Below are 22546 nucleotides of genomic sequence, written 5' to 3'. Positions count from 1 at the left end.
TGTTCATTGTTAGCACTCTACTGACAAAAGTATTCACTCGCAGCCGCCTGTCGGTGGAGTGACACGCGCCGATGTCAGTAGCCCCCGCCGTCGTCGTCCGGTATCGGCGTCGGCGTGGGTGTCTCCGTCGCCGTCGACGTGGTCGGCCGGTGACCCGCCATCGTCGCCCCCTGTCCGGAACACCCCGCGACCAGCGGCACCGTCACGAGGGCACCGCGTGTCAGAAACGTCCGTCGGTCCATCAGTACCCACCCCCGACGTCGCCACCGCCGCTACCGAGTGGTTGCTCGATGGTCGCCTCGCCGACGCCGACTTTCATGCTCATCCCGGAAAGGTCCGAACTGCCGTGGAACCGACAGTACACGTCGTAGACACCGTCACTATCGAACGTGTGCGTCGCCGTCTCGCCACCCGGAACCTCCACGTCCACCTCCCAGTTGTCCGACGCACTGGTGACGGTGTGGGCGTCGCCGTCCTCGTTCGTCCACGTGACCGTCGCGCCCGCCCCGACGTGGACGTTTCGCGGGTCGAACTGACTGTTAACCATCGCGACGTCCGTGGTCGCTTCAACCGATGTCCCGCCACCGCCGCCGGCACAACCAGCGAGTATCCCGGCCACCGCGCCGCCAGTCAATTGGAGCACTGTCCGCCTGTCTGGAGCCATCGTGCTACCTCCGAGTGTAGTGTTCGATCCCCAACAGGAAGTAGGTGTGGTACGGGTCGGGTGACTCACACCGGACCCGAGGATACTGTCCGTCGGCGACCGAAAGCAACGCGAGCGTCCACTCGATACACTGTCGGCGTCCACGCCACTCGCTCGTCCCTGTGGGGCCGCGGAGTGAGTCAGGGCGGCCCGTCTGCGTCGGACACTCTGTGCGACGAGATTCCACACCGCCGTTCGGCCGCCTGAACGGTTGTGACGTTCCGGCCCGTCTGCTCACACTCGCTATCCCGCTGATCCGCTATCACCCAGACGATACCGTCTCGTCGGGGACGCGATTGGTACGCTCCGTATACCGCTATCAGTGAGCGATGACGACGCCGACCTGAGCGGGTATAGCCGAGGAGAGGACGGACAGCCCTATCGAACCGAATCAGGTAGCAACCGATCACACAGCCGCTATCGGTCAGTCCGGGAATGTAGCAGATAGACTGTTGGTTCCATCACCGGCCCTGCTCAAACCCCGAGCGTTTCACGCCAGTCAGTTCGTACCCTGCCGGTTATCTCGATGCGACGTGCCAAAATCGAGGGGTCGTGACAGGTTACATAACGAATTACAATACTCACAGGTTTGTGACGTACGGTGTTCACCTCGAGGTGTTACAATGCAATGAATCGACGAAGATGCGGGGTTGGCTTCCCGATACGGCGGTTTGCCAGCTATCCCACTATCCGGGCCATGAAATGACCATCGAAGAGACTGATACCGACAACGTCGATCTCGAGCGGCGTGTCGAAAAACTAGAGAGAGAAAACCGGGAGATGCGCCAGACGCTCCAGAAGATGCTGGTAAATCGGCGTGATGTTCTGAAACTGGGACTTGGCGCCGCTGCTGGCGCTGTCGGCCTATCAGTCACCGGCGGCAGTGTGACCGGAAGACACGACGAAACCGGAGAAATCTGTCCGGACTCGGGCTCAGTTGAAACGACCGGTAGAGCTGTCGACACAGAGCCGAGTGACACGGACGGGACAGCGTCGAACACCCTATCCGCACAATCTGGTAGTACAGAGGTTCTCGAGACAACTAGTATTAGCGATTCCGTGGCGGACGCAGTCGGTCAGGGGAACACTAACTACTACGGACTACTCCAGAGTTACGACTTCGACGTGTCCGAAACGCGGAAAATCTATGGAATCCACTCGCAGTTGGATGCGTCCGCCAAAGACACTAACGATGGCGATTTAACCGCAATTTACTGTGCAGCGAGGACGAGTGATCAGGACGTGTGGGCGTTGAACCCACTCGTCGAGATTACGGACGACGGGGACGGCTACAGCGGTGCCAATAGCTACGCGATAGAGGCCGACGTAAACACCGACGTCGACGGGATTGGTCGCGGCCTGCTGTTGAGCGGAGTCGGGCGAGGCGAAGCCGATGTGGCAGTCCGTGTGGAACGCATGGAAGGTGTCTGGCAAAGCGCTATCGAGACGAAAGACGTGCGGAACTACCACGTGAAAGCGATGGACGCGGACGACAATCTCGTCTTTGGCGTCCAATCGTCTGGCAACGTGGATCTGTCCGATGGGGATATCTTCAACGTCAACACTCTGAAAGGTTCTGTCTCGGAAGATCTCGATATAAACATCGGTGGACAAGTCCGGCTCACCATACAGAGCGACGGTGGATTCGGGTTTTTCAACGATTCCGGGACAAAGATAGCCGATATGGATTCGAGTGGAAATCTCACGCTGGCCGGTGGGCTGACCGAGAACAGTACACACTAACGGTCACGAGACGTCCGATAGCCACCGAGAAGACGTTGTTCCTGTCTTGTGTGGACATCCCCACGGAGTCCTCGAACCGTATCCGACGATCATCTGGCCTCGAACGACCAGTAGCCATCCAATCGAGTTGCTACGCCACTCGAGTACAGAGACCCCTGCGCTGGTTGCGTGCGGGGACGACAGAAGCGGGCGTCGGCGACGTCGAGCGCCGTCGTTCTCCGACCGGCGGAGTGAGAGTCCCCGGCAGACAACTGCTGTTGTGGCACTCCGAAGACCGGACAGCAGACCGGCAGCCTGTCCCGAGATTCGAGGGTATTTTGTCACAGAGCGCGTTGTTCCCGTAGATGCCCGACAGAGACGGGTCGTGGAGCGAGGGGTGGCCATCGCCCCGCGTTGCAACGGATATACAGCTAGTGATAGGTGCCGTAGGGCTCCTCTGGCTGGTGACGCTGGGCCCGGGAGTCGCGTCGACGCCACTTCGGTTCGTCGTCGCGGGCCTCATCACGCTGTTCGTTCCCGGCTACGCGCTCCTCGCAGCACTGTTTCCGGGAAGCGGCACGGACGACGAGAGGACTGTCTCGACAACTGGCGGGAGCGACGAACTGTCCGGGAACGGCGTCGACGGCTTCGAGCGGGTGGTGCTCGCCGTCGGCGCGTCGATAGCGCTCGTCTCGCTGACTGGGGTGGCGCTGAACGTCACACCGTGGGGACTGAGACTGATCCCGGTGCTCGCCGCACTGACACTCGTTACGCTCCCGTCTGTGCTCGTCGCTGCTGTGCGGCGACGGCGACTGTCCCCCGACGTTCGGTACGAGCCCGAAATCGTGGCGACCGTTCACAGCAGTCTCAGAGCGGTCACGAACCCGAACGACCGAGTCGACGGACTACTCACCGTTGTGCTGTTGCTGAGCGTCTGTCTGGCCGTGGGTACGGTCGCATACACCACGTCGACCCCGACGGACAGAGCGGAGTTCTCGGAACTGTATCTGTTGACCGAAACCGAGGACGGCGAACTCGTCGCCGGAGGCTACCCGGAGACGTTGCAGACCGGTTCCCAACAACCGATCGTCGTGGGTATCGGGAACTACGAGGACGACCCGACGAACTACACCGTCGTCGCTGAACTCCAGCGAGTCAGACCGGACGGGAACCGGTCGGTCGTCACCGAGCGACAGGTCCTCGACCGGTTCTCGCGCCGCGTGGCAGCGAGCGAGAGCGAGCAGTTCCGGCGGACGCTCGCAGCGCCACGGGTACGGGGCGAGCGACTCCGAGTACAGTTCCGACTGTATCGCGGCGACGCACAGTCGCCGTATCAGACGGCACGGCTCTGGGTGTCCGTCCCAGACGGGGCGTAGCCACAGAGGCGCGACCCGGTTCGAAGAAGAACAAGACTCTTACCAGATAGCGTACAGTGTACGTACAACCCCGTTTGACGGGACCTAATCGCCCCGCTATGTCACTCGACGCTGAACCTCCGCAGACGGCACCCGAGACGCCGGCGCGGTCGACGGCCGACATCGTCGGACCCGACTCCGACGCCGTGCCGACGGTGAGTGTCGTGTTGCCGACGATGAACGAAGAGGAAGGGATCGCCGAATGTATCGAGCGGATACGGAACGCGCTGGCGGCGCTCGACCTGACCGGCGAGATCATCATCAGCGACGCCTCGGACGACCGGACGCCGGACATCGCACGAGAGATGGGTGCGACGGTGGTCGAACCGGACGAGCCGGGATACGGATACGCATATCGGTACGCGTTCGAGTACGCTCGTGGCGACTATCTGGTGATGGGGGACGCAGATACGACCTACGACTTCGAGGAACTGCCGAAGTTGCTCTCGCTCGTCCGTGATGAAGGTGCGGACATCGCCATGGGGAGCCGACTCGACGGCGAAATCAGACCGGGTGCGATGCCAGCGCTGCACCAGTACGTCGGAAACCCGCTGTTGACGAAGTTCCTGAACGTGTTTTACGACGCTGGCGTCTCCGACGCACACTCCGGCTTCCGAGTGTTCACCCGCGATGCCCTACAGCAGTTGGAGTTGACCACCGACGGGATGGAGTTCGCCAGCGAGATGATAATGGACGCCGGCGCGAAGGGACTGGACATCAGGGAGGTCCCGATTACGTACCACCCGCGCGAGGGAGACGCGAAACTTGACAGTTTCAGGGACGGCTGGCGACACGTGAAGTTCATGCTCGAGAACGCACCCGGCTATCTCTTCTCTGTCCCGGGGATGGTGATGGGCGGTGTGGGACTCGCGGTGCTGGTACTCGGCTTTCTGAACCTCTCTATCTCCGGCCAACCGATCGGTATTCACTCGATGATCGCCGGGAGTCTGCTGTCGATACTCGGGTTTCAGGTCGGTAGCTTCGGGTTGCTCAGCGACATCGCGACGGACCCGATCCGTCGACCGTCCGACCCGCTGACCACCTACATCCGCGACTCGTTCACGCTCGAACGGGGGCTGGTCACCGGGTCCACCGTCTTCGCAGTCGGTGCGCTGACCGCGAGCTACCTGATTTACAACTGGGTGGCGAGTGACTTCACCAGACTCCCGTCGATACGGATGGACGTACTGGCGTTTACCACCATCGTCCTCGGCATTCAGATCGTGTTCAGTTCGTTCTTCATGAGCATCACCAGCAGACCCGCCGATAGATGAGTTCGGCCGACGTCAGTGTCCTCCTCTTGACGAAAAACGGGCTCCCGGACGTGCGCCGAGTGTTCGAGCGGGTTCGGGCACAGTCGACGGACCGAGACGTGGAAATCGTGGTCGTCGATTCGGGGTCGACCGACGGGACGACCAGCGTCGCCGAGACGTACGCCGACGTGTTCGTAGAAATCCCACCCGAGGACTTCCACCACGGCCGGACCCGGAACCTGGCTGCCGAACAGGCGAGCGGTGACGTGCTGGTGTACCTGACACAGGACGCGGTGCCCGCAGACGACGAGTGGTTAGCACGACTCACCGCGCCGCTCGCTGACCCGGATGTCGGCATCACGTACGGACGGCAAGTCGCGAAAGACGGGGCGAAACCGATGGAGCAGTTCTTCTACTCGTATTTTTACCCCGAGGAGGAGCGGACGCTCGACCACACCGCGACGCGTGACGAACGACGCTTCTATCTGGAGCACATCTACATCTCCGACGTGTGTGCCGCGATGGAACGGGGCGTCTGGAAGTCGGTTCGCTTCGAGGACGACGTGGCGATGTCTGAGGACAAGGACTTCGCGCTCCGGGCGCTTAGAGCGGGCCACGGAATCGTGTACGAACCGAGCGCAGTCGTCCGTCACTCACACGATTACTCCCTCCGCTCGCTGTTCGTCAGACGGTTCAAAGACGGCGCGGCCTTCGCACGAATCGCGTCGACTGGCGACGACACGTTTCTCAGCGACGGAATCGACTATCTACTGGCCGAACTCCGGTTCCTCGTCGACGAAGGGTACGCGGCGTGGCTCCCGTACGCCCTGCTCTACGACGCGATATACTACGTCGCGTTCCAGTTCGGCAAGGCGGTCGGGCGATTGTCGTAACGTTCGATACCATCACGACCGCACGGAGTCCAGCGGCGCGATCAGGTGTAGACGACCGCCGAGTCGGTCGTGTAGATGACACTCTCGTTCCGGAACGTCCCGTTGGTGTCCGCGGGGTCGAAGTGCACCCATCCGGAGGGGGTCGGTCCGAAGTAGAGTCGGTCGTTGCGCGGATACTCCAAGACGACGTACGTCCCCGTCGCGTTCACACCGGATTTGATAGTCTCCGGACGCGTCTCGACGAGGGTCTGGCCGAGCGGTGACACGACTTCCCGGACGTTCGCGTCGCCGACGACCCGACCTCGTGTCCCGTATTCGTCGACGAACTCCGCCGTCGCGTACAGTTGCGGGGAGAACTCCTGTTCGGCCTCACCTGTCGCGTAGTTCGGCGTCCCGACACCGAGGTCGTAGGCCGGGACCATCAGCACGCCGAAGACGAGCAGACAGGCGAATACGACCCGTCGGAGGCCCGTCTCTGCCGGTCTGTTCCGGAGGACGGCGACCACGCCGAGCCAGCCACAGACGACGACCCAAACCGTGAGCGGCCGACGGAACTCGAGCATCCCAGCCAGCCATCCGAGCAGGCCGAGTGCAGCCGCGAGACCGCCGAACGCGACGCTCGTCAGAAGAAACGGCGAGACAGACTCATCGCGTCGGAGCGTCGTCCCGAGCGCAAACACCGAGAGCGATCCGAGTACCCCCGCGTACCCCCACGGCACGAGGAAGTTCTGCGTGTGGTACGCCGCATTATCGAGGAACTTCGCTACCGGACCGCCGTCGGAGACGGCACCGGTAGAGCCGTCCGGTGATGGACTGCCGGATTGGTTAGGGTTCGAATCCGGGGCCCCGGAAGCCGGGACGACGAGACCGACGATTTTCCCGAGGAACCGTCGCCCGGACTCGAACTGGGCCAGTACGGCCACGAGAACGCCGCCGCTCCCGAGGGCACCGGCGACGTATCGCAGCGGCGTCGCCGAATCGGCCTCGGTGAACTGCGAGAGCGACCACGTCACAGCGGCGTAGCTTCCGAGAAAGAGCATCGCGTACAGCGTCGTCAGGTGGTGCGTGAACGCCAGTACGAGCAGTCCGAGACCGGTGAGCAATTGCATCCGGGTCGAGGACGGACGACGTGAGAGAAACAGCGTCGAGACGACGAACGTCACGAGGACCAGTCCCATCGACGGCCGGCGGAACGACGTGTAAAAATACAGGAGCGGGGTCCAGCAGAGCAACGGCACGAGTGCGGTACTCGGCCGCGCCGTCACGGTCCGGGCCGCGACGACGACGAGCGCGAGCGTCGTCCAGACGAAGACGACGGGGAGGAGTTGCGTGACGAGGACTCGCCCCTCGATTCCGGGGACGACAGGGAGCCCAGTGACACGCGCGAGTACCGCTGTGAGGAAGTGGAGCCCCGGCGTGGCCTGAAACCCCCACGCGTCGTGGACCGCCGGCGGAATCGGCCACCCGTGTTCGAGCACGTTCTTCGTGATGACAGCCTCGCCGTGTGCGTCCCGTCCAGAGAGCCACCCCCAGTTGTCGACCTGAAAGACGAGCGGGAGAACGCCCGCGGCGACGTACGTAGCAATCGGCGACCGGAACCGGACAGCGGCGGCGAGAAACGCCACGGTGCCGACTGCGAGGAGCGCGAGGGATTCGAGCCGACTCCCCCACAGCAAGACGACACCGGCAAGCAGTGAGAGGATAGCGGCTACCTTCGTGTCGCGTTCCATCCGTTAGCGCCGTCTTCCCGTGCAGAACAAATAGCCGTTGGGTTCGGGACTAGTCCGCGACCCGAGCGTCGCTGGTGTCGTTCTGTGCGGACAGCGACGACGAGTTCACTGGATAGATTGTGACATTTTTATAAGCCATATACTCTGTTGATGAAGTCTGGTCATTTGCTACCGCACCGAGTTTAATGACATCAACCTCTCCCTCTACTTCAGGGAAGTATGCGTAGTAAGTACTGTTTCCAGTCCCATGGTATGTATTTGCGTAGGGATAGTACTCATCTGACCAGCCCACAGCAACACGTGTAGATGATTCTTCGTGGTAATGCACCGCGACGTGTGGAGTCACATTTGCTGAACGATTGACGGCGAACCGGACCAATACCCCCTCAGAACCGGCCCGTACCTGATTTTGTAGCACCCGAGTCGCAAACGCTTCGTTTCGGGAGGGGCTTGCGTACCACTTGAGTGCAAGATCGCCATCTGCTCTGTAAGTGAAGTGTCTAACCGGTCCTAATTGTTCGAACTGCCATTCATTACGATTATCTAATGATAGTGACCGACCATTTTCGTCCTCAGAGAGAGTTTTCTGATCAATTCGATAAATTGTAACACTCTCGTCTTCATAGACTTGTTCTCCAAAGTACTCATATTTTGAGATGGGGAGTTCTGCACCGTTCCCGGGGCCACCCCAAAGTTTTTGATGGGCTACCCATCCCTCAAAAATCCCATTTGTCCGATGTGCTTCGTCAACGAAAATGTAATCCACGTTGTAGCTGGAGAGAAGTCGAGCTGTTTCGGTATAATTTGAGCTCCAGATCATTTTCGCTGCGTCCGCATCACGCTGTGGGTTCGGATTTGTTGTGCCGTAGTGCCCCGTAACCGTAGTCACATTTGATTCAGCCAATGCCCAGGTACTATCTGGAACGCCAGCAAGTACAGTGTCGCTTCCATTTGCATGAGTTTTAAGATATTCATAACCACCCTGGTTTGGTGTGCCAGCAGAGTCTGGCCAAGGAGTATTTGTGTTAGTTATCTTTTGGTCAATCCCTGACGAGTACCCAGAACCAACCAACAGACCGGACGAGATGACAGATAGAATTATTACTGCTGTAATGGCAACTTCCTGAAAACGCACTTGTCTTTTTTCACGTGTTGGTATTAGTTCAATAATACCACCGGCGACGAAGCCAATTCCAATAGCTGCTGTGAATACAAGGAACACGTAGTATCTCCAGACAGGACCTTTCCAAATGTTGAAATTGTAACCCCAGAACCACACCGCTGAAAAGCCAGTAAGAACAATAATGCAAAGAGCAGCAAGGTCATGTTTTGGTCGGAATGAAATGTACTGGTCTTCAAATAAAGCAGGGTAAAATCTCATCGAAATGCCAATAAATAACGATATTAGCCCAGCGGCAAATACCGGGAGATAGGTCATTGTGAGATGAGGAACAATTCCTGAAGTTCCGATAGCCATCTCTTTAGTCATGTTCGCAAGTGGAGAGTCCATGAAATGAAGACCATAGGTGGTCAGGGTATCGTACCACCACTCTGCTGATATCAAGAAATACAGTGCAACACCAGGGGCTGTAGTCATGGATAGACGAATAATAAGTCTCAAACGCTGGTCGAAACGGGTCCCCAGGCCTTCGGAACCCAACATCGGATAAGAAATTATGAACACAGCGGCAACCACTGTCCACGTGTAGACCATCAACTGAGCAGCCAAAAGGTGGCTGTGGAATACTAATGCCGTTCCGAGTCCCATTATCAGACCACTCCGAACTCGACGCTGAGTGAGGTGGTTAACGAACGAGATGGTCGCTAAAAAGAACAAAGGAGTCGCAATAATGAAACTTACCTGATCGGGCATTGTCGAAGGGTAGACGCCAATAGAGCCGGCGATAAGAGCGCCATAAATATTGGTATACTGATAGACGAAGTATGCCAGAGCCACGGGAGTTAGGGCCCAGACGAGCAACTGGACTACGGGATATAATTCCTTTATCGGAATGCCAGTTAGTACCGATAGGTAGGCCGGGATGCTTTCGAAAATCGTAGGATAATTCATCAGAATACCGCCGCGCCAGTTCGGATCATAGAACGTGTGCTGGGGGAACTTCTGGATCAATAATTGGCTGATCCGCATGTGATACCCAACGTCGTTCCACTGCATCAGTCCCATACTGGTGGGATACCGTGCGATGATTCCAGCAATATATAAAAATCCGAGCGCTGCAATCAGTCGCCAGTTTTGATCGCTAGTAGCTTCTCGAACTCGTTCAATCACAATTCTTCTCTATGTGGTTTGTTATAAAACTCAAACGGTCTGTGTGTGTTTTCATTCGTGCGTAATCTCCAATATTCCCATTATCGCTCACCCGCTTGCGCCAGATGTTTACAGCCCAGTATTTAGGTCGTAAAGTCGCCCAACCCGTGCTAGTCGGCCTCGTGAGACTCCTGTTGGGTCTGCCACCCACGTGACTCGGTCCCGACGAGAACCAACAGACATAGCGGTTCCTTTCCAGTCGGAAAGGAAATCCATTGTGATTCACGCCAGAAGATGTGTGACGTTCCCAATCAGATATCGGAGTCGGAATCTCCGGGCGGTAGGAAGCGCTTACGCGGAGTCTTGGTTCGTCTTCTCACCGACGAGACAGATAGTTAGGGTTTTACTAATGTAGCGTTTTAGTGTGCCTATGCATACTGTCGCTGTCATGCCGGTCTACAACGGCGCCGAGACGGTTCGAGACGTCGTCGACCGGGTGCCGTGGGACACCGTCGACGAACTGTACATGGTCGACGACGGCAGCACCGACGATAGCTGGGACGTGCTGACGACGCTCGAATCGGAATACGACGAGATTCGTGCCTTCCAGCACGACGAGAACAAGGGCTACGGAGGCGGACAGAAGACGCTGTACGACGAAGTGCTCGACCGAGGCGGCGATATCGCCGTCATGATCCACCAGGACGAACACTACGCCCCCGAGGAGATACCGGAGGTCGTCGAACCCATCGAGAACGAGGACGACACCGAAATCGTCTTCGCACCCCGGTACGGGATGCTCTCGGGCGGCTATCCGCTCCATCGGTATCTCGGGAACCGAATCCTGACGACGTTCCAGAACGTCACGCTCGGGACGGACCTCTACGAGTTCCACACCGGGTTCCGAGCGTACTCCGCGGCGGCCCTCGAAGAGATCGACTACCACAACTGCACCGACCAGTTCCACTTCGATACGGACGTCGTCGGCGAGATTCAGCGCGCCGGGCTCTACGACAACCTCAAAGAGGTCCCGACCGACTGCTACTACGACGACAACGCGAGCGCGAACCCGTGGATCTTCTCGTATACCCTGAACTGTGCAAAGAGCGTCGTGAACTACCGGTTCGGGCCCGACTCGCCCCAGAGTTCGCAGGCCCCGGTCTCGACGTCCGACGACTGACTCGCTCAGGAGTTCGTGACGATTATCACGATCGAGACGAGCGAAAGCCCGAACCCGAAGAGTAACATCGGATTATAATCGGTCCCGAACAGGACCACGTCGCCGATTGCGGTAAACAGCGCCCAGAGCAGCAGTGCGACCGCAGTGACGATGCCGACTTCGAGTTCGCTCAACGGCGCGAACAGGAGCAAGCGACCGACGAAGGCCGCGCCGATGGAGAAGAGGACCAGCGGCATCAGGAAGAATTCGACGAGGAAGTCTATCTGTGTCAGTTTAGCCAGAGAGAGGTCGCCGATATCGTTAGTGATGACCTTCATCGTGATATTTCCGGCCGCACCGAACAGACTCGACAGGGCAACGAGTGCCCACAGAGTGGGTCGCATATCGGGTCATTCGCGTTGTCGCTTTTATTCTTTCCTACTCTGTGAAAGCATGTCCTTCACTGTCTGCCAAACGGGTCCGTGAGGAGGGCGACGGCATCTGTCCCTGCCAGTCCGACGTGTCCGAACCGGGTGTACCCGCCGGAGAGTAGCGTCAGGACCAACTTACCGAACCGTGTGCCGAGTGACCGTTCCGGTGAGTGGATCTGTGCCCGCCGCCGGTCGTATCGCTGTCTGCGTTCGATCACGCGGCGAAGCCACGTCTCGTCGACGACGAGAGCGTCCGAGTCCACCGCGTCGATAGCGTCGAGCAGTGGCGACCACCGCTCGGCGAGCGACAGATAGTGTTCTGTCGGATAGGACAGTTCTCTGTCGACCTTCTGTCTGATACCCGAGGCGACGCCGATATCTTGGCTCTCGTGGATCCGATAGGTGAGGAGTCGGTCGCCGATGTCGACGAGACCACCGGTCATCGCCGCCCAGAACGCGAGATAGGCGTCGTGGTTCCACGACGGCGGAATGGGGAGCGCGACCGATCGGAGAGCGGCGTCGAACAGCGCCGTCGCACCTTGGACGAAGTTCCGGCCTAAGAGCTCCGAGATGGCGGCCGTCGGCTCCAGTGCGCTCTCCGGTTCGTGGGAGTCGTGAATCGTCTCCCAGAGAGTCGTCGCCGGGGTGTCGGCGTCCTCGAACAGGAGTTCCGAATCGTGACAGACGAGTCGGGCGTCCGGTGTGGCCCGGTAGGCGTCTAGCTGGGTTTCGAGTTTGGTTTCGTCCCAGATGTCGTCTTGGTCCGACAGCGCGATGACCGACCCCGAACAGGCGGCGATGCACTGCTCGAAGTTCTTCGTCACCCCCAGTTGGCGGTCGTTCTCGATGACGGTCACGGTGTCGGGGTGCGCCGCAGCGAACGAACGCAGTCGGTCGCGAGTCCCATCGGTCGACCCGTCGTCGCTGACGACGATTTCGTCGGGTGGCCGGGTCTGGTCGACGATGCTCTGCAGTTGGGGTTCGAGGTACGCACCCGCGTTGTAGGTACAGAGCGCGACGGAGACCATCATACGGACTCACCTGCCCGGAAACTGTATCTGACCGTCCATCTGACCCGCCGTGACAGTAACATCGCCACTACGTAGAGGAACCCACCGAGGAAGATGTTCCCAACGAGAGCCAGCGGCGTCGTCACTCCGAACGTCTGACGAACGAGCAGTAAGCCGGCCGTCATGGCGACGGCAGACAGAACCGAGTGGGCGATCTGCCTCGCGGGTATCTCGATAGAGAGGAACTGTGCGACGAAATAGCCGTGTGCGACGGTGTTGAGCAGGAAAGAGAGAGCGGTCGCGGCCGCTGCCCCGACGATTCCGTAGGCCTGAATCAGGACGACGTTGAACACGACGTTGACGGCGATAGCGAGGACCGTCGCCATCGCCGCGAGGTCCGGTCGGTCTATCGCCTGGAGGGTTCGACCCAGCACGGCGTGGACGGATTGAAACACCTTCTCGCCCATCAGTACGACGAGTGCCACTGCTGCGATGGTGTACTCCGGCGCGAAGACGAACGCCAGAATCGCGTCGGCGTACAGTAACGCCCCGAAGAAGGACGGAACCGCGACGAATATCGAGAGCGCGAGCATGTGCGGCAGTAACTGCTCGATGCGGCGTTTGCTCCCGTCGGCGTCCCACGCGCTGATCTGTGGGAAGATAGTGTCCGAGAGGGCCGCCGAGAACGTCATCACGGTCATCGAAACGCGCCACGCGATCTCGTAGGCGGTGACCGACGCGGGGGCGACGAACAACCCGAGGACGAGGACGTCGATCCAGTTGTACGCGTAGCCGCCGATGTCGGAGACGACGTTGTAGCGAGCGTACCTGACGAGCGAGCGAGCGGTCGCAACGGCGGGGCGTCCCGGTGTCGCTCGGAGCGTGGCGACGGCCCACAGCAGTGCGACGACGTTGCCTCCGAGCAGTCCGTACACCGGCGCGAGAGCCCCGTACCCGAACTGGACGAGTACGACACCGATCCCGACCCAGCCAGCGTACTTGCTGAACATGATGGAGGCGCTCGCACTGACACGGAGTTCGCCCCGAACGGCCGCGGTACAGACGAGTGCCGCTTCCTGTACGGCGAGCGTGAGTACCAACAGCGATGCCAGAGGGGCCCCGAGATACGCGGCGATCTGCCCGCGAAAGAGGAGGACGACGCCGCCGACGAGGAGCAGTGGCACCGTCTTGAGCACCAACGACGTCGCGACGACGACGCCCGCCCGGTCGCCCTCACTGATTCGCTTCTCGACGGCACCACGAAGCCCCATGTCGGCAGGGATAGAGAGGAGGCCGAGGAGCGCTTCGAAGAGGATAGCTGGAGCGAATCCCGCACCACCCAGCACCTGTGAAAAGTAGGCCGTCCCGGCAAAGAGGAGAAGCGCTTTTCCAGCATTAGCGAGGAAAAGCGTCGTCGCGGACCGACCGATTCTCATATGCTCACCTGTGTCCCGCCGGGTATAATTATTGCAATTCCGGTCGACGGAGCAGGGTCCGGGTCACGCCGAACCAGTACGAATAAATCCCAGATTGCGAACAGTACGGACATGAGCAACCAGCGTGTTCTCGTCGTCGGGGCATCCGGTCTCGTCGGCACGAACGTGGTACAGGACTGTCGAGCCCGTGGCGTCGACGTCACTGGAACGTACCGCTCCGAGCAAACAGCGACGGCCGACGTCGAACTGGACAAGACGGACGAAGAGCAGGCCCGGTCGGTGTTCGAATCCGTCGACCCGGACGCCGTCGTCGACACCGCCGCGTTCCACGCCGTCGACGACTGCGAGACGAACCGCGCCAAGGCGTGGGAAGTCAACGCCGAGGGGACGTTCACGCTGGCGGCCCTCGCAAACGAGTTCGACGCGCACTACCTGTACGTCTCCTCTGATTACGTGTTTGCCGGGAACAGCGACGAGACACCCTACCGGGAGTCAGACGCCGTTGCACCGCTGAACTACTACGCGGAGACGAAGTACGCCGCCGAGCGTGCAGCGCGTGTGGCCGAGCGAGCCACCATCGTGCGGCCGAGCGTCATCTACGGCCTCGAAAGCGCGAACTTCGTGACGTGGGCGCTCGGCGAACTCGAGTCCGGGAACGCGATAGACATCGTCGACGATCAGGTGTCGGCCCCGACCTACGCCCCCAACCTCGCGAGAGCGTCGGTCGACCTCGTGACCGAGGGCGAGACCGGTCTGTATCACGCCACCGGGCCGACGAGTATCGACCGATACGAGTTCACCCAGCGACTGGCCGAGGTGTTCGGCTACGACACCGACCTCGTCCGACCGATATCGACCGAAGAGTTCGGACAGGAGGCCCCGCGACCGACAGACAGTACGCTCGATTCCGCTGCGCTATACGAGTGGCTCGAGTGGGAGTTCGACACGCCGAAAGAAGCCTTCGAGAGTATGCAGTCGGCGCGCTAGTTGGTGAGCGCGCGGAACTTGTCGGCGAGTTCCTCGACGCCCTGATCGAGCGTGTAGCAGGTCTCGAACCCTTCCGAACTGATCTTCTCGTCGCTGACGATGTAGGAGAGCTGGTTCAGCTGTTCGGCCTCGGTGGTGCCGATGTCGACCTCGGGGAAGTGCTTCTCGATGGCGTCGACGACGTCCTGCAGGCGTCCGTTCTGGCCGACGACGTTGTACGCTTCGCCGTCGCCGAGTTCGCTGGCAGCGAACAGCATCGAGCGAACGGAGTCGTGGACGTGGAGATACGGTCGCTTCTGGTTCTCTGCGCCCTCGTAGACGGTGAGCGGTTCGCCGGTCGCCGCAAGCAGTGCGAACTTGTCGACGACCGTATCGAACCGCATGCCGGTCGTCCAACCGTAGACGGTGCCGAGTCGGAGCGCCGTCAGCCCCATGCCGCCGTCGTACCGATCGAGCATCTCCTGTTCGGCTTCGAGTTTCGCTTCGCCGTACGGCGACTCGGGGTCACAGTCGAACCCTTCGTCGATCTCCTCTTCGGTCCGGCCGTACACCGAGCAGGTCGAGACGTTGACGAACTCGGAGACACCCGCGTCGCGGGCGGCTTCGTAGGTCGTCATCGCCCCCTCGTAGTTGACTTCCCAGGTCTTCTCGGGGATGTCGAACGTCTCGGGAGCGTTGGTGACCGCAGCGAGATGGAAGACGGCGTCGACTCCCTCCATTGCCTCACGAACCGCCTCTTCGTCACGGATGTCGGCGTCGACGAAACTGTAGTCCGCATAGCTCGGGAGGTCCCACAGCGAGTGGAACCGAGGCTGCCGATAGTTGTCGAGGATGCGTATCTCGTGGCCCGAGAACGTCGGATGGTCGGGTAGTTCGCGAATGAGTCGTGAGCCGAGATAGCCGAGACCGCCGGTTACTAAGACTGTCATCGTTTGCGTACTTCTTAGTCGAGAGTATATTTCTCTTGGTTTTCGGTTATGTAGGTCTGGTCGTCGCTGTCGAGATCGGCGAACCGGAGAACGGCCTCACAATCGAGGCCGGGGCACTTCATCGTGCGGCGTCGTTCGAGGATGTTTCCTGCAACGATGGTACCACAGTCCGGACACGAGTGAGTGATGATTCGCATTGGTCACAGCTCCAGCGAGGAGTTCTGCCCGACGACGAGGCGATCTCCTTTCGGTTTCTTGTTCTCGTTGTTGATCAGCGTCGCGTGCCGACCGATGAGGCTGTCGACGATAGTCCGGTTGGCCGTTATCTTGTTGTCGCCGATGGTGACGCTTGACTCCAGGTGGACGTTGTCGATTTCGGAGTCGCTCCCGATGCTGGTGTAGGGGCCGATGTAGGCGTTCGCCCCGATTCGGGTGTTTTCGCCGATAGAGACCGGCCCGCGAATGACCGCACCGGCCTCGATGACGCTTCCCTCGCCGAGGTCGATACGGCCACGGATGTTCTCGTCGTCCTCTATCTCACCACGGATGTCCTTCTCGATGGCGTCGAGGACGAGTCGGTTGGCGTGGAGGACGTCCTCCGGTTTCCCGGTGTCTTTCCACCAGCCGTGAACGGTGTGAGACTGGACACGGTGGCCGTCTTCGAGCAAGCCCTGTATCGCCTCGGTAATCTCCAGTTCGCCGCGCCAGGAGGGTTCGAGGGCTTCGATCTGCTCGAAGATCGCGGGCGTGAACACGTAGATACCGATGAGGGCCAGATTCGATGGCGGGTCGTCCGGTTTCTCGACGAGACCGACCACGTCGCCGTTGTCACCGATATCGACGATGCCGTACCGGGACGGTTCGTTGACTTCCTGTAGCCCGATTCCGGCGGCGTACGTCGACGAGTCGAAGTCGGCGACGAGGTCCTCGATGCCCTCGCGCATCAGGTCGTCGCCGAGGTAGACGACGAACGAGTCGTCACCGACGAAATCACGAGTACAGCCGACGGCGTGTGCGAGTCCGAGCGGTTCGCCCTGCACGATGTAGGTCAGGTCGACGTCGTAGTCGCTCCCGTCGCCGAAGTACGCCTGAATCTCGTCGCGGCCCTTATCGCCGAGAACGATGCCGATCTCGGTGACGCCAGCGTCACGGAGGTCTTCGATGGCGTATTCCATGACCGGTTTGTTGGCCACGGGGACCAACTGCTTCGGACCGGTATGCGTGATCGGGCGGAGACGAGAGCCAGTGCCGCCCGCGAGGATAATGCCTTTCATCGTCACTCGTGGGGCGGTTCCTCCCAGTCTAGCGGAATCTTGTCGGTGTCGTACGGCAGTCGTTCCTCGTCGGGGTCCTCGTAGTCATAGAGGTTGGTCGGGAAGTTAAGCAGCGTCGCCCGTTCGTCGCCGACGACCTTGAACCCGTGCCAGCAGTCACCGGGGACGCGGATAGCCTGCATGTTCCCCTCGCCGATGACGTACGTGTCGAGTTCGCCTTCCGTCGGCGACCCCTCGCGGTCGTCGTAGATGCCGACCTTCACTTTCCCGTGCGGGACGACGAAATGGTCGATCTGTCCACGGTGGTGGCGGTGCCACGCTCGAATGATACCCGGGTACGAAACCGAGAAATAGGACATCTCCGGGGTATCGTCTCCGTCGTAAAACTCCCAGTCCGACCGCCAGATTTCCGTCAGCTCACCACGTTCGTCGACGTTAGCCTGCAGATCCTTTAGTTCGACATCGTGTATCATCGTTATGTTGTATCTAAAGGCCAATCATATAGGTTCCGGACTCTTTCCACCGCGGTACGTCGGAGTTCAGTCGTCTCGTGTGGTTAGATTCCGTATCTGTGACGGTTCGAGAGCAGACCTGTAGATGCGAACGTCGTCTACGGTCCCGTCGAAAAACCGGTCGTTGTTAGAGAAGCTACCGATACTCGTCGTCCCGCCCTGGTCGCCGACCGTTCCGGTCGCGGGGCGTTCAGCGACTAGGTCGCCGTCGATCCACAGTTCGAGCGTGGACCCGTCGTAGCGACCGCAGACGTCGGTCCACCCCGTTGGCTGGTCCGAGGTGGCCATCAGCGAGTAGGAGCCAGTCTGGTTCCGGAAGTACACTTCCCACCCGGCCTGTCCTCCCCACGCGATGAGCGCGTCGAACCCGCCGACGTTGACGACGTCCTGTCGTGCAGCGGTCGAGTCGTCGGGTTTTGCGCGGGTACAGATGGTGAACTGCTCTGCCCCCTGCAGTTGCCCCGCCGAGTCGTCGACGAGAACCGTATCGTTGCTGTCGGCGTCGAACGCGAGCGCACTGCCACGCGGCCCGTCGACCCACTCTGCGCCCTGAATCGTCCCCGTCGTCCCACCGACCGCGTCCGTCACGACGTCACCCCGCCGGTCGTCGAACGAATAGTGAGCCACGTAGGGCCCGATGGTCGAGCCGTTTTCGACGGCGGCGTCGGAGACGGTTCGAGTCCGGTTCTGGACGGAATAGGTGCCACTGTACGGGACAGTGACACCGTACTCCCCGTACCGGTTCGTCTCCACTCGCCGTGTGTACTGAAACTGCCGTTCGTCGAGTTCGACCGTCGTCTGTAGGTCGACGGTCGTGTTCGGTGTCGACGTTCCCGTCAGACGCGCGCCGGGGACTAACTGGAAGACCTTCCGCTGGTCGTTCGCGTACACCGCCTGGTAGTGTCCCACGCCGTCGGTACCGTTGCCACGGCTCCCCCATCGGTCCCACAGCCGGGACTGGACCGTCGCAGACTCTGTTATGGCTGGCTGTGGCTGGACGACCACGAACCCAGTCGAGTTCGACGCCAGTGTCCGATACCACGACTCGGGTGCCGTCGAGCTAACGAACGCCCCGTAGTTCTCCCGTGCGTACGAGTACGATTCGGCGTGCCCGCTGACGAAGTAGTTGTACACCCGGTTTCGTCCCCACTGGCTGAACACGTAGTTCTCCGGCCACGAGCGGGCTTGCTGTTCGGCGACAGTATCCGTCCCGACGGCTGCGTCGTACGTCGCGTCTTCGACGGCGAGTTGCGTGGTCTTGACCGGTGCCTGAACGAATCCGACACCACCCACGAGGAGGAACAACAGCCCGAGGTTGAGAAGCGTACGCGAGTCGGGGAGCGTAAGCGTCGTCTTCGTGGCGTCCGTGTCGGTGATCGTCGGTCGACCGTCCCCCTGAACCGACAGCCACTCGGGTTCCGGTAGCAGGTCTATCCGCGTCGCGATATAGACGAACGCGACGCCGGTGAAGACAGACAGCGGAATCGCTAACTGCGCCGCGAAGCGTAGCTGAACGGCAGCAGCGACGACGAAGCACCACCCGTACGTGACGAGACAGAGGATCGACGGTCGGTCGGTTCGGGAGACCCACACCGACGCCGCGACGAGCGCGCCGATCCCGAAAAAGAAGGCGAAGCCGAAAAACAGGAACGGCGCGATGAGCCCGCCGTTCTGCGTGCTGAACAACGAGAGGGTCTCAGCGATGTCGCTTTGCCCGTACGTCTGGAAGTACCGGAGACCGTCGGAGAACGCGACCTGAACGGGCTGGAACACCACGAAAGCGAGACCGAAGAGCGCGATGCCACCGACGAACTCGGCGCCGAGCGCCACTCCGGGAGCGGTGTCACGTCGAGAGGCGACTTCCGAAACCGACGCCACGAGAACGGCACCGCCCGCGAGCAGGGCCGGCGACAGCGCGCGGAACGGTTCTGCCCACCCGAGGAGCGCGTGGACCCCCAACACGAGTACGGACCCGACGGCGAGCGACCCCAGAAGCCACGCGTTCGACCTGACGGGTGAGCGGCCGGCCGCGATGTCGGCGGCACACCGGACGACGAGATACACTCCGATCGGCAAGAGGAGAAGCGGTCCCGCTCGCCACGCGAACGTCTGTGCGACGACGCCGACGACAACGCCCGCAGCGGCGAGGACACGTCGGCGCGTGACGGTCCGCCAGTCGACGCGCTGGCCGGCGAGGACGACCAGTGAGGCCAGAGTGATCGAAAGCCAGACGTAATCGAACGCGTGGTGGTCGCCGAAGCCGAGCGCGGTTCGATACACCGCAGCGGGCGTCACGGCGTAGACAGCCAGCGACGCCAATCCGGTCTGTCGGTCGAACGCGACCGTCGCCATCCCGTAGACGGCGAGGCCGACGACGACAGCCGCGACGACGGGGTACCACGCGAGTGCCATCCCGGCCGCGTTGGCGGTCCCGCCCAGAACCCCGGCGAGACCCCACGCCGTGACGATCATCAACACGTCGTGGGTCGCCATCCGCTGGGGGAGCCCCCCGAGCGTCGGGTCCGCACGGAGGAGGTGTTCGACCCAGTCTCTGTAGAGGTACGCGTCGTTCCCCATCAGTACGACGTGTCCGTCGCGGAAGACGGCCGACCACGAGAAGGCTGTCCGAAACAGGACGACCAGCCCCACGAGCGCCACGAGTGACCCGACGAGTGTCCAGTCCACCGAGCCAAGAGAGATATCGAGCGATAGCCCGTCCTCCTGCGGTTCGGTTCCATCGGATTGGGGTCTGGCGTCGCCGTCGAGAGCGGCCTGTGTCGCCGCCCTGTCTGCGATGCGGTACTCGCCGTCGACCTTCTCGACGATACCCCGGGAGACGAGTTCGCCGAACGTGCCAGAGTCGAGGGCGGCCTCGTCGAACGACCAGGTGTCGCGCTCAGCGTCGAGCGTCAGCAGCGACCGGATCGTCTGCTCTCGCTCGGGGTGGTCCTCAAGGAGGGCGACAGTCTCCTCGTGCGGGTCAGGCATTAATCGTGACAACACCGGTCCCGGTCTTAAATTGCTTGCCACGGCCTCGGACGGGAAGCCTGAGCGAGTACGAGACGTCTCGCGGTCGCCGTGGCCGATGTCACAGAGAGCAACAAGAACTTTGACTGGTGGCCGACGAGTAGCGTCCATGAAGGCTGTCGTACTCGCCGCCGGTGAGGGGACCCGCCTCCGCCCGCTCACCGAGGACAAACCGAAGGGGATGGTCGAAGTCGCGGGCAAGCCCATCCTCACGCACTGCTTCGAGCAACTCATCGAGTTGGGTGCCGACGAACTGCTGGTCGTGGTCGGCTACAAGAAACAGGCCATCATCAACCACTTCGAGGACGAGTTCGAGGGCGTGCCAATCACGTACACCCACCAGCGCGAGCAGAAGGGACTCGCCCACGCCCTCCTCACGGTCGAGGAGAACATCGACGACGACTTCATGCTGATGCTGGGAGACAACATCTTCGAGGCCAATCTGCAGGACGTCGTCAACCGTCAACGTGAGGATAGAGCCGACGCTGCCTTCCTCGTCGAGGAAGTGCCGTGGGAGGAAGCCAACAGGTACGGCGTCTGTGACACCAACAAGTACGGCGAGATAACCGAGGTCGTCGAAAAGCCCGAGGACCCACCCTCCAATCTCGTGATGACCGGCTTTTACACGTTCACGCCGGCTATCTTCCACGCCTGTCACCTCGTCCAGCCCTCGAACCGCGACGAGTACGAGATCAGCGACGCCATCGACCTGCTCCTGCATTCTGGCCGGACCATCGACGCCATCCGCATGGACGGCTGGCGTAACGACATCGGCTATCCCGAGGACCGCGACGAGGCCGAAGAACGGTTGCAGGGCGAGGTCGACCCCGAACTCGCCGCCGAGAACATCGCCGCGAGCGAGTGAGCAGACGAAGAGCGGCCTGACGACACTATGCCAATCGACGAGGCCGAGGTTCGCGAGCGGTGTACGGACGCGGTGTTCGAGCGCGGGCAGAACTACCGCGCAAAGGGGCGGATCGGACGCCTGGCTCGGTTCGGGGAGGTCGTCACCGCCGACGTACAGGGCTCACGGTCCTACGACGTGACTGTCGACCTGTCCACGACGGCATTCGAGGCAACCTGTACGTGTCCGTACGACGGGCCGGGAATCTGCAAACACGTCGTCGCCGTTCTGTTGGACGTCGCTGAGCAACCACCTGCCGACGAGCGTGATCAGATTGCGGGCCTCCTCGATGACGCCCCTGCAGACGAACTCCAGTCGTTCTTGCTCGACGAACTCACTCGGGATCCCGACCTCCGTGATCGGTTTCGCGCACGGTTCGACGACGAGGGTCGCTCGGTCGAGGAGTATCGAGACGACGTCGACCAACTGTTCGACGACCACACTGTCGAGTATCCGGTCGTCACAGAGGCCATCGACTTCTCGCACTTCTTCGAGCAGGCCGAGCAGTACCGGTCACGCGACCGCTATTCCGAGGCTGCAACCATCTACCGCGCCGTCGCCGAAGGTATCGAGACCAACGAGAATCGGATCGACGCCGCCTACGATCACTATGCCCGAACCTTTCAGACCGCACTAGATGGCTACGTCGAGTGCGTGCGAGCAGCCGATCTAGACGATGACGAGCGACGGGACGCGATTGCAGCCCTGTCCGAACGGGCTGGTGAGGCAATCGGGCCGTACGCTGAGCGGTATCAGGATGCAGTCGAAACGCTCGACAGTAATTAGGTCACGAATATGGTTCACAGGCGCGTCGGATGTCCGCTTCGAAGGCTATTGCCGACCATAAGTGGAGCAACTGGGGCCAGCTGACGAACAGCGTGATCGCTCTATG

The 22546-nt window shown here is 60.9% G+C and carries 19 protein-coding genes; 8 read left to right on the top strand and 11 right to left on the bottom strand.

The window, feature by feature from the left end:
• Positions 1 to 74 precede the first annotated feature (74 nt).
• Positions 75 to 242, bottom strand: coding sequence for a hypothetical protein (locus IEY28_RS08095; RefSeq protein WP_188996209.1), 168 nt, complete (start codon positions 240 to 242; stop codon positions 75 to 77).
• Complete coding sequence (locus IEY28_RS08090; RefSeq protein WP_188996207.1) at positions 242 to 664, bottom strand: cupredoxin domain-containing protein; 423 nt, start codon at positions 662 to 664, stop codon at positions 242 to 244. Before IEY28_RS08090 ends, IEY28_RS08095 begins: the two co-directional genes overlap by 1 nt.
• A gap of 741 nt (positions 665 to 1405) precedes the next feature.
• On the opposite strand from IEY28_RS08090, the gene IEY28_RS08085 reads away from it, so the two are divergent.
• The 4 genes from IEY28_RS08085 (at position 1406) to IEY28_RS08070 (ending at position 5986) form a co-directional block, all read left to right on the top strand.
• The gene (locus IEY28_RS08085; RefSeq protein ID WP_188996205.1) at positions 1406 to 2446 is read left to right on the top strand and encodes a hypothetical protein; all 1041 of its coding nucleotides are present in this window, start codon (positions 1406 to 1408) and stop codon (positions 2444 to 2446) included.
• Positions 2447 to 2790: 344 nt separating this feature from the next.
• A complete protein-coding gene (locus tag IEY28_RS08080) occupies positions 2791 to 3801 on the top strand; it encodes a DUF1616 domain-containing protein (RefSeq protein ID WP_188996203.1) in 1011 nt (336 codons plus the stop codon).
• Positions 3802 to 3899: 98 nt separating this feature from the next.
• A complete protein-coding gene (locus tag IEY28_RS08075) occupies positions 3900 to 5114 on the top strand; it encodes a glycosyltransferase family 2 protein (protein WP_188996201.1) in 1215 nt (404 codons plus the stop codon).
• Positions 5111 to 5986 carry a glycosyltransferase family 2 protein gene (locus tag IEY28_RS08070; RefSeq protein WP_188996199.1) on the top strand — a complete coding sequence of 292 codons (876 nt, stop codon included), beginning with the start codon at positions 5111 to 5113 and terminating at the stop codon, positions 5984 to 5986. Before IEY28_RS08075 ends, IEY28_RS08070 begins: the two co-directional genes overlap by 4 nt.
• A gap of 41 nt (positions 5987 to 6027) precedes the next feature.
• Here the strand turns inward: IEY28_RS08070 and IEY28_RS08065 are convergent, their stop codons facing one another.
• The gene (locus IEY28_RS08065; protein WP_188996197.1) at positions 6028 to 7716 is read right to left on the bottom strand and encodes a hypothetical protein; all 1689 of its coding nucleotides are present in this window, start codon (positions 7714 to 7716) and stop codon (positions 6028 to 6030) included.
• A gap of 49 nt (positions 7717 to 7765) precedes the next feature.
• The gene (locus IEY28_RS08060; protein WP_188996195.1) at positions 7766 to 10006 is read right to left on the bottom strand and encodes a hypothetical protein; all 2241 of its coding nucleotides are present in this window, start codon (positions 10004 to 10006) and stop codon (positions 7766 to 7768) included.
• A gap of 409 nt (positions 10007 to 10415) precedes the next feature.
• On the opposite strand from IEY28_RS08060, the gene IEY28_RS08055 reads away from it, so the two are divergent.
• Positions 10416 to 11165 (top strand): glycosyltransferase family 2 protein, encoded by a 750-nt coding sequence (locus IEY28_RS08055; RefSeq protein ID WP_188996193.1) that lies wholly within the window; start codon positions 10416 to 10418, stop codon positions 11163 to 11165.
• Between the two features lie 5 nt (positions 11166 to 11170).
• Here IEY28_RS08055 and IEY28_RS08050 read toward each other — a convergent pair whose 3' ends face one another.
• Genes IEY28_RS08050 through IEY28_RS08040 form a run of 3 tightly spaced genes read right to left on the bottom strand, consistent with a single transcriptional unit; the run spans position 11171 to position 14021 of the window.
• Positions 11171 to 11548 (bottom strand): hypothetical protein, encoded by a 378-nt coding sequence (locus tag IEY28_RS08050; protein ID WP_188996191.1) that lies wholly within the window; start codon positions 11546 to 11548, stop codon positions 11171 to 11173.
• Between the two features lie 56 nt (positions 11549 to 11604).
• Positions 11605 to 12606: a glycosyltransferase gene (locus IEY28_RS08045; protein WP_188996189.1), complete on the bottom strand. Its 1002-nt coding sequence runs from the start codon at positions 12604 to 12606 to the stop codon at positions 11605 to 11607.
• Positions 12603 to 14021 carry an oligosaccharide flippase family protein gene (locus IEY28_RS08040; protein ID WP_188996187.1) on the bottom strand — a complete coding sequence of 473 codons (1419 nt, stop codon included), beginning with the start codon at positions 14019 to 14021 and terminating at the stop codon, positions 12603 to 12605. Before IEY28_RS08040 ends, IEY28_RS08045 begins: the two co-directional genes overlap by 4 nt.
• Positions 14022 to 14132: 111 nt before the next feature.
• Between IEY28_RS08040 and rfbD the strand changes: the two genes are divergently transcribed.
• Positions 14133 to 15008, top strand: coding sequence for a dTDP-4-dehydrorhamnose reductase (gene rfbD / locus IEY28_RS08035; RefSeq protein ID WP_188996185.1), 876 nt, complete (start codon positions 14133 to 14135; stop codon positions 15006 to 15008).
• Here rfbD and IEY28_RS08030 read toward each other — a convergent pair.
• The 4 genes from IEY28_RS08030 to IEY28_RS08015 form a co-directional block, all read right to left on the bottom strand.
• A complete protein-coding gene (locus tag IEY28_RS08030; protein ID WP_188996184.1) occupies positions 15005 to 15937 on the bottom strand; it encodes an NAD-dependent epimerase/dehydratase family protein in 933 nt (310 codons plus the stop codon). The two genes, rfbD and IEY28_RS08030, sit on opposite strands and share 4 nt — an antisense overlap.
• A 200-nt stretch (positions 15938 to 16137) precedes the next feature.
• Positions 16138 to 17211, bottom strand: coding sequence for a glucose-1-phosphate thymidylyltransferase (locus IEY28_RS08025; protein ID WP_188996183.1), 1074 nt, complete (start codon positions 17209 to 17211; stop codon positions 16138 to 16140).
• A gap of 2 nt (positions 17212 to 17213) precedes the next feature.
• A complete protein-coding gene (locus IEY28_RS08020; RefSeq protein WP_188996181.1) occupies positions 17214 to 17684 on the bottom strand; it encodes a dTDP-4-dehydrorhamnose 3,5-epimerase family protein in 471 nt (156 codons plus the stop codon).
• Between the two features lie 66 nt (positions 17685 to 17750).
• Positions 17751 to 20711: a LamG-like jellyroll fold domain-containing protein gene (locus tag IEY28_RS08015; protein ID WP_188996179.1), complete on the bottom strand. Its 2961-nt coding sequence runs from the start codon at positions 20709 to 20711 to the stop codon at positions 17751 to 17753.
• 148 nt (positions 20712 to 20859) lie between these two features.
• Between IEY28_RS08015 and aglF the strand changes: the two genes are divergently transcribed.
• The gene (aglF, locus tag IEY28_RS08010) at positions 20860 to 21615 is read left to right on the top strand and encodes a UTP--glucose-1-phosphate uridylyltransferase AglF (protein ID WP_188996177.1); all 756 of its coding nucleotides are present in this window, start codon (positions 20860 to 20862) and stop codon (positions 21613 to 21615) included.
• 27 nt (positions 21616 to 21642) lie between these two features.
• A complete protein-coding gene (locus IEY28_RS08005; protein ID WP_188996175.1) occupies positions 21643 to 22440 on the top strand; it encodes an SWIM zinc finger family protein in 798 nt (265 codons plus the stop codon).
• Positions 22441 to 22546: the final 106 nt, after the last annotated feature.

Source organism: Haloarcula pellucida (assembly GCF_014647235.1).
Lineage (GTDB): Archaea > Halobacteriota > Halobacteria > Halobacteriales > Haloarculaceae > Haloarcula > Haloarcula pellucida.
The sequence above is the reverse complement of the archived record's forward strand: the minus strand, read 5'-3'. Positions and strand labels throughout refer to the sequence as shown.